13 protein-coding genes are annotated in these 14,697 nt (G+C 62.8%); 11 read left to right on the plus strand and 2 right to left on the minus strand.

Features of this window, described 5'->3' with window-relative positions:
* The first annotated feature begins 31 nt into the window (after positions 1-31).
* From ACZK2G_RS02700 to ACZK2G_RS02750, 11 genes are all read left to right on the plus strand, one after another.
* Positions 32-397 carry a DUF4398 domain-containing protein gene (locus ACZK2G_RS02700; RefSeq protein WP_478475553.1) on the plus strand — a complete coding sequence of 122 codons (366 nt, stop codon included), beginning with the start codon at positions 32-34 and terminating at the stop codon, positions 395-397.
* On the plus strand, positions 394-1,278 hold the full coding sequence (locus ACZK2G_RS02705; protein WP_136638626.1) for an OmpA family protein: 885 nt from the start codon (positions 394-396) through the stop codon (positions 1,276-1,278). Before ACZK2G_RS02700 ends, ACZK2G_RS02705 begins: the two co-directional genes overlap by 4 nt.
* 323 nt (positions 1,279-1,601) lie before the next feature.
* Positions 1,602-1,838 carry an HP1242/YdcH family protein gene (locus tag ACZK2G_RS02710; RefSeq protein ID WP_012509964.1) on the plus strand — a complete coding sequence of 79 codons (237 nt, stop codon included), beginning with the start codon at positions 1,602-1,604 and terminating at the stop codon, positions 1,836-1,838.
* A gap of 299 nt (positions 1,839-2,137) precedes the next feature.
* Complete coding sequence (locus tag ACZK2G_RS02715) at positions 2,138-3,508, plus strand: pyridoxal-phosphate dependent enzyme (protein ID WP_478474625.1); 1,371 nt, start codon at positions 2,138-2,140, stop codon at positions 3,506-3,508.
* Positions 3,509-3,631: 123 nt separating this feature from the next.
* Positions 3,632-4,804, plus strand: a complete 1,173-nt coding sequence (locus tag ACZK2G_RS02720) for a cystathionine gamma-synthase (protein WP_046983201.1) — start codon at positions 3,632-3,634, stop codon at positions 4,802-4,804.
* Positions 4,804-5,592, plus strand: a complete 789-nt coding sequence (locus ACZK2G_RS02725; protein ID WP_478474627.1) for an ABC transporter permease — start codon at positions 4,804-4,806, stop codon at positions 5,590-5,592. The genes ACZK2G_RS02720 and ACZK2G_RS02725 overlap by 1 nt, the downstream gene beginning before the upstream one ends.
* On the plus strand, positions 5,582-6,919 hold the full coding sequence (locus tag ACZK2G_RS02730) for an ABC transporter ATP-binding protein (protein WP_046983199.1): 1,338 nt from the start codon (positions 5,582-5,584) through the stop codon (positions 6,917-6,919). Before ACZK2G_RS02725 ends, ACZK2G_RS02730 begins: the two co-directional genes overlap by 11 nt.
* A complete protein-coding gene (locus ACZK2G_RS02735; RefSeq protein WP_169050338.1) occupies positions 6,909-7,670 on the plus strand; it encodes a class I SAM-dependent methyltransferase in 762 nt (253 codons plus the stop codon). Before ACZK2G_RS02730 ends, ACZK2G_RS02735 begins: the two co-directional genes overlap by 11 nt.
* Before the next feature lie 34 nt (positions 7,671-7,704).
* Positions 7,705-9,744, plus strand: a complete 2,040-nt coding sequence (locus ACZK2G_RS02740) for a glycosyltransferase (protein ID WP_169050337.1) — start codon at positions 7,705-7,707, stop codon at positions 9,742-9,744.
* Between the two features lie 68 nt (positions 9,745-9,812).
* Entirely contained in the window at positions 9,813-10,607 is a 795-nt protein-coding gene (locus ACZK2G_RS02745; RefSeq protein ID WP_478474630.1) for a glycosyltransferase family protein, read from the plus strand.
* A gap of 5 nt (positions 10,608-10,612) precedes the next feature.
* The gene (locus ACZK2G_RS02750; protein ID WP_136638622.1) at positions 10,613-11,752 is read left to right on the plus strand and encodes a glycosyl transferase; all 1,140 of its coding nucleotides are present in this window, start codon (positions 10,613-10,615) and stop codon (positions 11,750-11,752) included.
* A gap of 114 nt (positions 11,753-11,866) precedes the next feature.
* Here ACZK2G_RS02750 and ACZK2G_RS02755 read toward each other — a convergent pair whose 3' ends face one another.
* Together ACZK2G_RS02755 and ACZK2G_RS02760 are read right to left on the minus strand one after the other, a co-directional pair.
* Positions 11,867-13,606 (minus strand): DUF2142 domain-containing protein, encoded by a 1,740-nt coding sequence (locus tag ACZK2G_RS02755; RefSeq protein WP_478474633.1) that lies wholly within the window; start codon positions 13,604-13,606, stop codon positions 11,867-11,869.
* Positions 13,607-13,671: 65 nt separating this feature from the next.
* Positions 13,672-14,655, minus strand: a complete 984-nt coding sequence (locus ACZK2G_RS02760) for a glycosyltransferase family 2 protein (protein ID WP_478474635.1) — start codon at positions 14,653-14,655, stop codon at positions 13,672-13,674.
* Positions 14,656-14,697 lie beyond the last annotated feature (42 nt).

The raw sequence follows: 14,697 nt of genomic DNA on the forward strand, positions 1-14,697 counted from the left end.
CTCCCCAATGAAACGACTTAGCTTCGCACGAATGCGCCATGGCCTGTATGTGATGGCGTTTGCATTCGCACTGTCTGCCCCCGCTTGGGCGCAGGACGCCGCACTGGAACTGGCGCAGGCCCGGCAGGCGGTCGACAAGGCCACCCAGGCCGATGCCGACCAGTACGCTCCGGACCTGATCGGGCTGGCCCGGCAGGGGCTGGAGCAGGCCCAGCGCGCCGCCGGCGACCGCCGCGAGCGCAAGAACGCCCCGGCGACGGCCCTGCGCGCTGCCGTCGATGCCGACCTGGCCCGCGTCCGCAGCGAGGAAGCCACCGCCACCGCGCAGCTGCAGCTGCGCCGCAACGAGGTCAACCAGCTGCAACGCCAGCTGTCGACCGGGGAGGACCGCCGGTGAAGCCGATGACCGCCGCAACCCTGGCCGCGCTGCTGGCGCTGCCGACCCTGGCCGTGGCCGCTGACAACCCGATGGTGGCGCAGCTGAGCCAGCGCCTGATGGCCATCCAGGCCAATCCCGACACGGCTGAGCTGGGCGCTTTCGAGCGCATGCAGGCGCAGCAGGCCATCGCCACCCTGGACAAGGCCAAGCGCCGCGACCAGGAATTGGCCACCTACCTGGCAGAACGCCGCGTCGAGATCGCCGAGACCGCCGTGCGTACCGCACTGGCGGCGCGTGAGGTCGATCGTCTCGAGCGTACCCGCAGCGACCTGCTGATCGAGGCCAGCCGCCGCGATGCTGCCCGTGCCCGCCAGGAAGCCGAGCAGCTGCGCATGCAGGCGCAGATGCAGGCCGAGGAGGCAGAGCGCCTGCGTCAGGCCGCCGAGGCCGAGACGCTGGCCCGCCAGGATGCCGAGAATGCCCTGACCAGCGTGGCCGGCAAGCAGCAGCAGCGCCTCAGCGCCGCGCAGCAGAACGCTGCCAAACTGGCCCGCGAGGAAGCCGAGCTGGTGTCCGGGCAGAAGCTGCCGGGCTCGAAGTTCGACGGCCGCGGTGAGGTGTTCACCTTCAATGGTGACGCCTTCGCCGCCGGTGCCTCCAGCCTGTCCGGTGGTGCCCGCAACCAGGCCAAGGCACTGGCCGAGTATCTGAACATCGGCAAGAAGGGCCGCCTGCGCATCGAGGCGTATGACAGTGCCAATGGCGTCGGCCAGAAGCGGGCCGAAGCGCTGCGCGATGCCCTCGTTGCCGGCGGTGTCGCAAGCAACCGGATACAGCTCAGCGGCAAGAAGGCAGCGTCCACCCGGGCGCGTTCGGCCGAGGTCATCATCGCCCCGTAATTGATTGATATTGTTTGTTTTTCGTTGTGATGAGCATTCAGCCTGAACCCCGCCCCGGCGGGGTTCGGTCTTTTTGACGCAGGGGCTTGAACCCCGCCCGGAGCAGGCGTAGGGTCAATCGTCCGGGACGCAATGCCGCGGACCGGACGATGGGAGGGCCGGGCCGATGCAAGCAGGGCGCGAACCGCAGCGAATCGACGTGCGCAGGCCAGTGCCGCAGGTCGTTGCAGGCGTCCAGGTGGCCATCGACCGGCGCTCCTCCATGAACAACGCCCCGTGCCTTGCAGCCGGGGCGTTCGTGTATCTGTCGAAGGAGGTCCATCATGTTTGAAGATCAGCCCCAGAGCGAGATCGACGCCCGCCGCGCGCGCGATCCGGAGTTCCGGGCACTCCATGACCAGCACCGCAAGTTGAACAAGAAGTGCATGGACGCGGAGTTGGGTGTACTCCCGATCGATGATGTCACCCTGGGTCGCATGAAGCGTGAGAAGCTGCTGGCCAAGCAACGTCTTCTGCGAATGTACGAGACACCGCTTCCAACGACGTCCCCCGCGCATTGACGCACCCCGTCACGCCCGGAACGGCGTGACCTGGCCAGAGATGGCCCCGCCGGGCGCTCATGCCCCGGCATCGCGGCACCGCCGATGAGGCGGCCGCGCCAAGGCACCACAGGCGGTGGTGCCTTGGCCTGCAGGCACAACTCACCGATGCGGGCGGTACCGGTCTCCTCGTCGATCCGGGGCCGTCCGCATCCCTTTTTTACGGTGGGCAGGCTGCGGCCATGCCGACCTGACTTTCATCGCCATCCGTCGGATAATCATCGGTCCGGCCCTGCGTGGCGCGAACCGAAAGTCCCCGAATGCCCATCCACTCTTCCGTCCTCGAACTCATCGGTCAGACCCCGATCGTGAAGGCCCAGCGCCTGGACACCGGTGTCTGCGAGCTCTACCTGAAGCTGGAGAGCGCCAACCCGGGCGGATCGATCAAGGATCGCATCGGCCTGTCGATGATCGAGGCCGCGGAAAAGCGCGGCGACCTGAAGCCAGGCGCGACCCTGGTCGAGGGCACCGCCGGCAACACCGGCCTGGGCCTGGCCCTGGTAGCGCAGCAGAAGGGCTACAAGCTGATCCTGGTCGTTCCCGACAAGATGAGCCGCGAAAAGATCTTCAATCTGAAGGCGATGGGTGCCGAAGTGCGCTTGACCCGCTCGGACGTGGCCAAGGGTCATCCCGAGTACTACCAGGACCTGGCCAAGACCATCGCCGAGCAGACCCCGGGCGCCTACTTCATCAACCAGTTCGGCAACCCGGACAACCCGGCCGCGCACGAATTCGGTACCGGCCCGGAAATCCTGGAGCAGATGGACGGCGACCTTGACGCCATCGTGTTCGGCTGCGGCAGCTCCGGCACCATGACCGGCCTGTCGCGTGCCTTCGCGAAGCTGTCGCCGAAGACCGAGCTGGTGCTGGCCGATCCGGTCGGCTCGATCCTGGCCGAGTACATCAACGACGGCAATCTGAACGACAAGTCGGGCAGCTGGCTGGTGGAAGGCATCGGTGAGGACTTCCTGCCGTCGATCTCCGATTTCAGCCGGGTGAAGAAGGCCTACGCCATCTCCGATGCGGAGAGCTTCCACACCGCGCGGGAGCTGCTGGGCAAGGAAGGCATCCTCGGTGGTTCCTCCACCGGCACCCTGCTGGCGGCGGCGCTGAAGTACTGCAAGGAGCAGACCACGCCGAAGAAGGTGCTGGTGCTGGTGCCGGATACCGGCAACAAGTACCTGTCGAAGATGTACAACGACTACTGGATGCTGGACAACGGCTTCCTGCAGCGCCCCCAGCACGGCGACCTGCGCGACCTGATCCTGCGCCCGTACGGCCAGCGCGACACTGTCGTGATCGGCCCGAACGACCTGCTGACCACCGCCTACCAGCGCATGAAGCTGTATGACGTGTCGCAGCTGCCGGTGATGGACGGCGACCAGCTGGTCGGCATCGTGGATGAAAGCGACGTGCTGCTGCATGTCTACGGCGATGAAGCCCGTTTCCGCGACCCGGTGGCCACCGCGATGGTCAGCAAGCTGGACCGGCTGGACGTGAAGTCGCCGATTGAAGCGCTGCTGCCGGTGTTCGACCGCGGCCAGGTGGCGATCGTGATGGACGGTGACGCCTTCCTGGGCCTGATCACCCGTATCGACCTGCTGAACTACCTGCGTCGGCGTGTTCAATAAGCCGCTGATCGCAGATGTTCGCCGCTGAATCCTGGTTTATCCGCGTCAAAGGTCGTTAAGGCCGCGCTGATAGACTTCCGCACCTTCGATGGCGCCGTGCGTCGGCGCCCCTCAGGAAAGAACATGTCCAACGCTACTTCCCAGGATCGCGCCCTGGCCCTGGCTACCCTGGCCATCCACGGTGGCCAGTCGCCGGACCCCAGCACCGGTGCGGTGATGCCGCCGATCTACGCGACCTCGACCTATGCCCAGTCCAGCCCGGGCGAGCACCAGGGCTTCGAGTATTCGCGTACCCACAACCCGACGCGCTTCGCCTACGAGCGTTGCGTGGCCTCGCTGGAAGGCGGTACCCGTGGCTTCGCCTTCGCTTCGGGCATGGCCGCCAGCTCGACCGTGATCGAGCTGCTGGACGCCGGCAGCCACGTGGTGGCGATGGATGACATCTACGGTGGCAGCTTCCGCCTGTTCGAGCGTGTGCGTCGCCGTACCGCTGCGCTGGACTTCAGCTTCGTCGACCTGACCGATCTGGCCGCGTTCGAGGCCGCCATCACGTCGAAGACGAAGATGGTCTGGATCGAGACCCCGACCAACCCGATGCTGAAGATCGTCGACATCGCTGCGGTCGCCGCCATCGCCAAGCGTCATGGCCTGATCGTAGTCGTCGACAACACCTTCGCCTCGCCGATGCTGCAGCGTCCGCTGGAACTGGGCGCGGACCTGGTCCTGCATTCGGCCACCAAGTACCTCAACGGGCACTCGGACATGGTCGGTGGCATGGTTGTGGTTGGCGACAACGCCGAACTGGCCGAGCAGATGGCCTTCCTGCAGAACTCGGTGGGTGGCGTGCAGGGCCCGTTCGACAGCTTCCTGGCCTTGCGTGGTCTGAAGACCCTGCCGCTGCGCATGAAGGCACATTGCGCCAACGCGCTCGCCCTGGCCCAGTGGCTGGAAAAGCATCCGGCGGTGGAGAAGGTGATCTACCCGGGCCTGGCCTCGCACCCGCAACATGAGCTGGCGGGCAAGCAGATGGCTGGCTACGGCGGCATCGTCTCGATCGTGCTCAAGGGCGGCTTCGACGCGGCCAAGCGCTTCTGCGAGAAGACCGAACTGTTCACCCTGGCCGAGTCGCTGGGCGGCGTGGAAAGCCTGGTCAACCATCCAGCGGTGATGACGCATGCATCGATCCCGGTGGCGCGGCGCGAGCAGCTGGGCATCAGTGATGCGCTGGTAAGGCTGAGCGTGGGTGTTGAGGATCTGGGGGATCTGCAGGTGGATCTGGAAAAGGCGCTGGCGTGATGATCAGTGGCGTACAACGCAAGGCTGAGCTGCTCTGGGCATTGTCCCGGCGTGAGATCGCTGCACGGTTCAAAGGATCCTACGGTGGCCTCTCCTGGTATGTGATCCAGAACCTGCTGTTGCTGACGCTTTACTCGTTCGTGTTCGGTACGCTGTTCAAGAACCGATGGGGGCAGGGTGATCATCCGTCGGGCAACTTCACCGTCGCGCTCTTCATCGGCTTGATCGTGTTCAATCTATTCGCCGAATGCGTCACGCGTGCGCCAACGCTGATCCTGGCCAATGCGAACTACGTGAAGAAAGTTGTTTTCCCCCTTGATGTGCTGCCCGTCGTCACCCTGATCACGGCTGTGTTCAACGCGTTCGTGGCGATGCTGGTGCTCATTGCCGTGTCCTGGTACCTGGATTCGCCCATGCATTGGCAGGGGCTGTGGATCCCGGTAATTCTTCTGCCGCTGATGGTGTTGATCTTGGGAGTGACCTGGTTGCTGGCGGCACTCGGAACCTACATCCGCGACATCAACCAGATGGTGACGTTGCTGATCAGTGCCTTCATGTTCCTGTCGCCGTTGTTCTACCAGATCACCGCGTTGCCAAAGGCCGCGCAGACCTGGGTGATGTTCAATCCGTTGACATTGCCGATGCAGGAATCACGTGCGGCATTGATGCTTGGCCAATCCCCGGATTGGGCTGCGCTGGGGGTCTATCTGCTGATCGCCCTGCCGGTGGCCGCCTTGGGCTACATGTTCTTCCAGAAGATGCGTGGAGGCTTCGCCGATGTCATCTGACGTCTCGATCCGGGTCCACAATCTGTCCAAGTGCTACCACATCTATGAGAAGCCCGCGCACCGCCTCTGGCAGGGTCTATTGGGTGGACGGCGAAAGTTCTACCGCGATTTCTGGGCGCTGCGTGATATCGACTTCAGCGTGCGGAAGGGCACGACGTTCGGCGTCATCGGAAAGAATGGCTCTGGAAAGTCGACCTTGCTGCAGATCGTGTGCGGCACGTTGTCGCCTACCAGCGGCAGCGTCGAACGTGTCGGCAAAGTGGCAGCGCTGCTGGAACTGGGGGCAGGCTTCAATCCCGAATTCACCGGGCGTCAGAACGCGATTCTCAGTGGCGGCATCTATGGCCTGACCACTGCGGAAATCAACGAACGCCTGCCGTCGATCATCGAATTCGCAGAGATCGGTGAATTCATCGATCGCCCGGTCAAAACGTACTCCAGTGGCATGTTCGTGCGCCTGGCCTTCTCGGTGATCACCCACGTCGACGCTGACATCCTGGTCATCGACGAGGCGCTTGCCGTGGGGGATGCGCAGTTCACGCAGAAGTGCATGCGCTGGCTGCGCAAGTTCAAGGAGAACGGCACGCTGGTGTTCGTCAGCCATGACAGTGGCGCGGTGCGAAGCCTGTGCGACCAGGCCATGTGGATCGAGCATGGCCGGGTGCAAGCGATTGGCGATGCCAAGAGCGTGACAGAGAAGTACCTGGCCTCTTTGTTCAACCAGTCGCAGAGCAGCGCACCGGAACGAGACCATGCCGTGCAGGACATCCTGTCGGCCGAGGACTGGAAGGATCAGCGCCAATCGATGATCAATGGCAGCACGCTGCGCAATGACATCCAGGTGATGCAGTTCACGCCGGAGAGTGCATCCTTTGGTCAGGGCGGGGTGGAAATCACCCAGGTGGTGCTGGAGGACCGCGAACATAACCCGCTGTCGTGGGTAGTCGGCGGCGAGGCGGTATCGCTGGTCGTGCAGGCGCGCGCACTGGTTGATCTGCAGCAACCCATTGTCGGCTTCTTCCTGAAGGACAAGCACGGGCAAACACTGTTTGGCGACAACACGTACCTGACTTACCTGGATGCCCCCCCCATGGTCAGTAGCGGCGAGCGCTTCCGTGCGGTGTTCAGCTTCCCGATGCCGATCCTGCCGGTGGGTGACTACAGTTTTGACGTCGCTATCGCCGAGGGCACCCAGCTGGACCATCGGCAGCTCAAGTGGGGGCATGACGTACTGATCGTCCGCTCAGTGTCGACCAGCGTCTCCACGGGGTTGGTGGGCATTCCCATGCTGGAGGTCGCAATCGAGGTGGATGCCAATGAAGATTGAAGATCGCGTTTCGCCATACGACTACAGTTTCGATCCGGAAGGGCCGAGTACCGCTGCCCGCATCTCGCGGATGGTGGGACAGGGGCAGCGGGTGCTTGAACTTGGCTGCGGCTACGGTGTCATATCGCGTCAACTCAGCCAGGCACAAGGGTGCACAGTGACCGGCGTGGAGATCGATCCGATCAGTGCCGATCAGGCTCGTCCCTACCTGAATGCGTTGCATGTTGGAACTCTGGAAGGTGACGACTGGTTGGCCGCGGTTCGCGGCACCTACGATGTGATCGTCTGCGCGGACGTGCTGGAACACCTGCGTGATCCTGCATACACACTCGGCCAGCTACTGACCCTGCTGGCTCCGGACGGCCGTCTGGTGGCGTCCGTGCCCAACGTGGGTCATGCCGGCATCATCGCTGCATTGTTCTGCGGGCGCTTCGACTACACGCCGACAGGGCTGCTCGACGAAACCCACCTGCGCTTCTTCACCTGGGATTCGCTGGAGCGCATGCTCAACGCACAGGGCCTGGAGGTTGCCAGGCGCGAAGCAGTCAATGCCGGCGGAAACCACGAGCAGTTCCTTGAGTACTGGCAGCCTCTGCCGGAACCGATCAAGCACATGCTCAACCGACATCCCACCGCCAACGTGTTCCAGTTCGTGCTGGAGGCGCGTCGCAGTGAAGTGCCGCAGCGCCCGTGGCGGGTCGAGGATGCAGAAGCGCTGCAGCGCTGGGCCGACGAGGTGGCGAGTGGCTGAAGTGACCCTCGCAGACCACGCTGCACTGCCACGCGTGAGCGTGGTGATCCCGTCCTACAACCACGCGCGCTTCATCGGTGAGGCCATCGAGTCTGTGCTGGCACAGACGATGTCTTCTCTGGAACTGATCATCATCGATGATGGTTCCAGGGATGATTCTGTGTTGGTTGCAACTGCCATGGCGGCAGAGGATGACCGGATAAGAGTGGTGCGCCAGGACAACGCGGGGTCGCACGCGGCGATCAACCGTGGCTTGTCAAAAGCGCGGGGCGCATGGCTGGCGGTCCTCAACTCGGACGATATCTGGGAGCCTGAGCGGCTGGAGCAGATGCTCAAGCACGCCGAGCGCGAAGATGCGCAGTTCCTGTTCAGCGATATCCGCCTGATTGATGCCGATGGCGAGTTCATCGATGACCCGTCTCATTGGTGGAACTTCAGCGTGCAGCGTTTGCGCGAGCGCGTGCGCAGCGAAGGTGTGGTGAACGGGCTGCTGTATGGAAACTTCACTGTTTCCACGTCGAACTTCCTGTTCCGCAAGGAGTTGTTGGCCAGTGTTGGCTGGTTTCGGCGCTTCCGCTACAACCTGGACTGGGACTACGTGCTGCGCTGTCTGGATACCGAGGGCGTGAAGGTGGAGTTCGTCGACCAGCGTCTGATGCGCTATCGGTTGCACGGTGACAACGCGATTCTCAGTGGCATGCCCGGCGCTGCGGCCGAGGCTCAGCTGATCACGCGGCAGATCTACCGTCGTCGGATGCATGCACCCCAGAGCCTGCTGCTCAGTCACCACCGGCATGACCGCCTGTTGCGTCGCTACCTGCAGGGCCAGGTCAACAAGTACCGCGAGTCATTCCATGCAGTTGAAGCAGATCGCGATGCTCATGTAGAGCTTCTGAAACAACGCCAGCAGTTGATCGAGGCGGAGCGGCGCCAGCGGGAGCAGGCCAGCGAAGCCGAGCGCCGGCAAGCGCAGGTGGTCGAAGCAGAGCTGCGTGAGGCGCTGATAGTGCAGCAGGAGCAGCAGGCGTCGCTGGAGCAGGTGCACGAGGAGTATCGCAAGCGTGCACACGCCCAGCGCATGGATGTATACGGCGATTCTCTGCGGGTGAGGTACGAGCGGGACCTGCAGCGTTGCCGCGAGGTGCGGATGCTGGAACACCTTGAAGGGCGAAATCTGCCAGGCTCCCCAGCCTACGGAATGCCGTTGAGTTTGCGTCAGCGCGTGTCGCGCGCCATCAGGAGCGCGCGCCGCATCAACGAATCCATCGGCTTCCTGCGCAATGGAGTCACGGCTGGTACGGTCCGGCATGTCGCGCGTGATCCTCTGCCGATCGTGCCCTTGGTAGCAGAGGTGGCGGTCCATCTGCACATTTTCTACCGTGATCTTGCCCCCGAACTGATCGCCGATGCGCTGCGCATACCGAACCTGCGCAAAGTGGTCATTACCGGACCCTGGAGTCGCGAGGACTTCGACGGTCCACTGGATGAACTGGTTGCGCGCGGTGTGGATGTGCAGATTCTGGTCGTCCCCAATCGCGGCAAGGACGTGGGCGGATTGCTGGCGGCGATCCGTGATGGAGGTCTCCTCGATTCAGATCTGGTGCTGAAGCTGCACTCCAAGAAGAGCCACAATCCGGAAAGCTACTTCCAGGCAATTTCTGCCTTGTTCGGGCAGGAAATACGCGATGGCGATCATTGGCGCCGCGCGCTTGTGCAGCCATTGACCGGCAGCACCTGGCAGATCAACAACGTGCTGAAACTGTTCCAGGATGATCCGGCGATCGGCATGGTGGGAGCACGACCGTTCATCACCAGTGTTCCCGATGCCAATGCAGCGCTCAGCCAAGCGGCGTACGAGCGCTTTGGTGTGCCGCAGGGAGCTCCGTTCGTGGCCGGCACGATGTTCTGGATTCGATCCTCATTGCTCAGGCCGCTGCTCGAGCTTGGCTTGTCGCTCGATGAGTTCAGTCTGGACAGCAGGGAGGTTGAGGGCGGGCTGGAGCATGTAATGGAAAGGATGCTTGGCGCCCTTGTGATTGGGCGCGGCTTCGACATCTTTGGAGTGGAAGGATGAGCGTACTGTCCAATCGTACCGTTCCGGTCTTCATCATTTCCTACAACCGGGTCGGCTACATCAGGAGCGTGATCGAGCGGCTGGAAGCGCTGGATTTCCAGAATCTCATCGTGGTCGACAATGCGTCGACCTACGAACCACTGCTGGACTATCTCAACCACAGTCCGCATCGCGTGGTCCGGCTCGACAAGAACTATGGCCATCTTGCGCTTTGGCGCAGTGGTCGTTTCGACGACGTCATCCAGCGCGAGCGTTTCATCCTGAACGACAGCGATGTCATGCCGGCCCATGATTGCCCGTCCGACATCACCGAGCACCTGGCTGAGCTGCTGGAGCGCTATCCGCGGCACAACAAGGCCGGGCTGTCACTGAGGATCGATGACCTGCCTGACCACTATGCGTTCAAGCAGCAGGTGATCGCCTGGGAATCGCCGTTCTGGCAGAACCTGCTGGAGGACGGCAACTATGAGGCGGCTCTTGATACCACGTTCGCTCTCTACCGCCCTGGCGTCCACTGCGACGAGGAGCGTTGGTGGCGTTCGATCCGCACCGCTCCGCCATATTCAGCGCTGCACTTGCCCTGGTATCAGGACACCTCGCTGATCTCGGACGAGGACATGTTCTACCAGCAGGCGGTTGCCGGCATTTCCAGTCAATGGAGCATCACCGATCCGGTATTGCTGAAGAAACAGAACACCGAGCTGCAGCACGAGATCGCGGCCCTCAAGCGTACAATCAGCGAGCTTCGCGGTGAGGTTGCGCCGGCGGGCTCAACGGCATGGCGCAACGCTGTCCGATCCACCCTGGGTGCCACCGGGCTGTTGCCGCTGGTGCGCCGCTTGCGCGACAACATGAAGAAGTGAATCCCATGATCGAATGCATCTTTACCTCCATCAACAACGGTTACCTGCCGAAGGCGCGCATCCTCGCCGCTTCGGTCCGCCGCCATCATCCTGAAGCCAAGATGGCGCTCATGCTGAGCGATCATCAGGACCCGGCCCTGGACTATTCCGATTTCGATATCGTCCTGACCCCGGATGATGTCGTCGAAGGTGTCGGCGAACTCCAGTCATGGTTGTTCGATCATACGGTGGTGGAATTGTGCACGGCAGTGAAGCCCTTTGCATTTGCACACCTGTTCCAGAAGCATGGTTTTGCCAATGTCGTCTATCAGGATCCTGATACGGTGTTGTATGCACGGCTGGAGGAGCTGGAGCGGGAGATGGTCAGCCATCCGATCGTGCTGACTCCGCATGTATCAGTGCCCGCGACGGATACCGATGACCTTCAGGATGGAGAAATGCTCGGTTGCCTGCGCCATGGCGTGTTCAATCTGGGCTTTCTCGCGCTGACCCGTGAGGGAGAGGGCCCGGCGTTCCTGCAGTGGTGGCTGGATCGCTGCCGCGACTACTGCTTCGACGATAACCAGCGTGGGCTTTTCACTGATCAGAAGTGGGTGGACCTGGCTCCCTGCTTCTTCCAGACGCTGGGAATTCTTCGTGTGCCGTCCTACAACGTCGCGACCTGGAATCTTTACTACCGCGAAGTCAGCACCCGCGCCGACGGCACGATCGTGGTCAACGGCAGCTATCCGCTGCGCTTCTATCACTTCTCAGGCTTCGACATTGGTACGCATGAGAAGATGCTGGGCAAGCACGACGCAGGCAACACCACCCTGCAGGCGATGACCCAGTGGTACACCTCGGAACTGGAGCGACTGAAGAATCCGGCGGGCCTGCCTGACAAGTACGGCGTGTTTGCCAACGGTCGCAAGATTCCGGCCGATTGGCGCCGCTACTATCGCAGCCAGCCCGCGCTCAAGCGCATGATCCCGCGCCCGTACGAACAGTACGAGGCCATCATCGCGCATTTCGACTCGGCTCCGGACGAGGTCGCACTGGATCCTTCCTCGTCGTCGCTGGAGCGTTTTGTTCGTCGTCGGCCGGGACTGGCATCACTGGTACGCAAGATGGTGCCGGCATCCGTCATTCGCCGTCTGCGCGGTTGAGTCACCGGCCTGCACGCACAACAGCATGGTCCCGCAGGCAGAGCGTGCGAGGACCATGTTGTTGCCTGCATGGACACCAGCGTCCGGGCAAGGGCTCGGCCCTGTTTTTCGGGCCTAGGGTAGGGGGCAGCCCGGCGTAACGCGTCGGGTGCCGTCGGTGGCATGCACCGCCAGGCAGCTGGTGCGCTGGCCGGTGTCGTCAACGGCTTCCCATAATCCAACCTCAGCTGTGCCATCGATCCGGACATCGCCCCTGACATAGGCACGCGCGTCAACCGGCACGCTGTGGTAATCGTCGTCCCCGATTCCGGTCAAAGGCAGTTCGAAGCGATGTTCGCTGCCGTCCGAGTCCCACAGGCGCAGGCTCGCCTTGGCCCGCGGATCGGTGATGGCTTTCCTGATGTCCAGCAGGATGGAGACCGAATCGATGGCTGTTTCAGGTCCCGTCACTGCTCGTGGAAGCTGTAGTTGGGTGGGCGCGTCCGTGGCGATCGCCTGCCCCGCCTCCAGCGAGTACGCTGGCAAGGCCACAGGGCGTACCGGCTGCATGTAGTAGCGGTCGGCCAGCAGTTTCGCGGTGCCATAGCCGGAGATGAGCACCAGACCGGCCAGCAGCAGGTGTGACACCAGGTGCAGCGCACGCGGACGCGGTTGCGGCTGGGCCAGAAGCGCGTAGGACAGGCAGACGGCAGGAATCAGGAAGTAGCGTCCCTGCACGCCTTCGATCAGGCGCGAACCAGGCTCGGTCCATTGCACCAGCAGCGCAAGGAAGGTCAGCAGGATTGCCGAGAAGCAGACGACCACCAGCAGAGTACGAGCCAAGGCCAGGCTGCGCCAGGCACCGGTGGCAACGGACGCGGCCACTGTCGCCAGGAAGGCTGTGCCCGCCCAGAGATAGAACGAGGCAGGGAAGCCGATGTCGAGCCAGCCCAGTACGCCCAGGAAGGATTCCCAGTACTCGCTCATGCGGACCGGGTGCGACCAGGTCACCCAGAGCATGTGCCAAAGCTCGGAAGGGTGGGTGAGATAGTGCATCAGGCGCGCTGCGTGATCCGCGTCGCGCGGTCCGGGGGCGTATACCGTTGTCTTGATGGTCACCGCCGTCCAGCCCAGTACGAACACTGCCAGGGCCAGGGCGATCCAGAAGCGACGGCCGCAGCGCGCGAACCATGCGGCAGCAAAGGGCAATGCGAGCATCGGTAACATGTGCGCGCGGCTTGCGCAGACAAGCAATGTGGCCGCGACCAATGCAATGAAAATGCGAGCGTTGGCCTGGCGTCCGTCGACGGCAAGACGCATGAAAGCAGCGACGGCCACGAAGGTCAGTCCGGTGGCAACCGGGTCCAGCACGGCGCCGCCAAACTGGAACAGCGTCATTGGCAGCACTAGCAGGGCCAGTGCCCCCGCAGGTGGAGCAAAGATCCGGAATGCCAGGGCCAGCAGGGCGATGGCTGCGGCCAGCGAGAGGTAGCGGGCCAGCCGGTAGGAATCCGCCACGGTCCATCCCAGCACCCGGCCGGCGGCCAGTCCAGTGGCCTGGGGCAGATAGACGGCGGGAAAGTAATAGGCGGTGCCAGAAGGCGCCTGGTACACCGTTTCACCGGACCAGGCGATCGACTCGGACCGGGCAAGCTCCTCGGCGGTCAGCTTCTGTGCGCGCTTGCCCACGAGTTGCGTGAACTGCTGCATGTAGGACAGCAGGCCGGTATCGACCTCGCCGCCGGAGGGGTTGCCATCGCGTGCATGCAGCAGGAGCTGGCCCTTGCTCAACAGATAGGCACGCTTGACATGGTCCAGCTCATCCGGGGTCTGGAACGATGGGGTCAACGCGGAGAGAACGATCGACAGCAGCATCGCGAACGCAAGGAAGAATGGCCACAGTACAGGTTGCTGCGGCGGCAATGCGGTCCGGGTATCCGTCACGCGCTCGGGCCCCGCAGCGCCGAACGGGCCAGGCGGCGATGGATCGCGCGGCGCGGGGTGCTGGCGATGTCCTGGCCGAAGAATGCAAGCAACAGCTGCACGCCGACCAGGACTGGCATGGCGGCGAGCATGACGGTGCCGCTGCTGGCGACCTGGCCGCTGTCGATGCTGAACAACCAGTGCTTGATGCCGTAGGCAAGGCCGAACAGCGTGAATGCAAGCCCGAGCGGAAGCTCCAGCGAAGCCAGCGTCAAGTTGCGCAGATAGTAGTTGTAGAACACGCGCTTGCCGAAGTTCGCCAGGTTCTTGCCAAGAAATTCGGTCATTACCTTGGAGATCTTCAGGTTGCTCACTTCGTCACCGTAGCGAGCGTGCATCGGCACATCGACCACGACTGCCCGCAGCGTGTTGAGCCGGAACAGCATATCCGTCTCGAAGAAGTACCGGCGGCTGATCTTGGTCAGCGGCAGGTGTCGAGCAACATCGCGATGGATGGCCGTATAGCCATTGGTGGGATCGAACAGGTCCCAGTAGCCGGATGAGAGCTTGGTAAGGAACGACAGGCCGCCATTGCCGAACAGGCGCAGCGCAGGCATCTGCTGGATCTGTTCCAGATCGAAGAATCGGTTTCCCTTGGTGTAGTCTGCTTCGCCGGCCACAATCGGTGCTACGAAATCTGGAATCAGCGCGGGATCCATCTGCCCATCACCGTCCACCTTGACGATGATATCCATGCCGTCCTCGATTGCCGCGCGATACCCGGTCATGACTGCGCCACCCACGCCCTGGTTCTCCGCATGGCGCAATACCTTCACGCGCGGATCCGTCGCATGATTTTCGATGAAATCACCACTGCCCACGGGGCAGCAGTCATCGACGGCATAGATGCGGGCAACGTCTTCACCGATGCCGGCGATGACATCAAGAATGTGCTCCTTGACCTTGTAGCAAGGAATCACAATCGCAATCAGAACGGTCATTCAATGATCCAGGTGGTTTGCAGGGCTGGATGGACACGCGTC

Source organism: Stenotrophomonas sp. 107298_Sma (assembly GCF_056480345.1).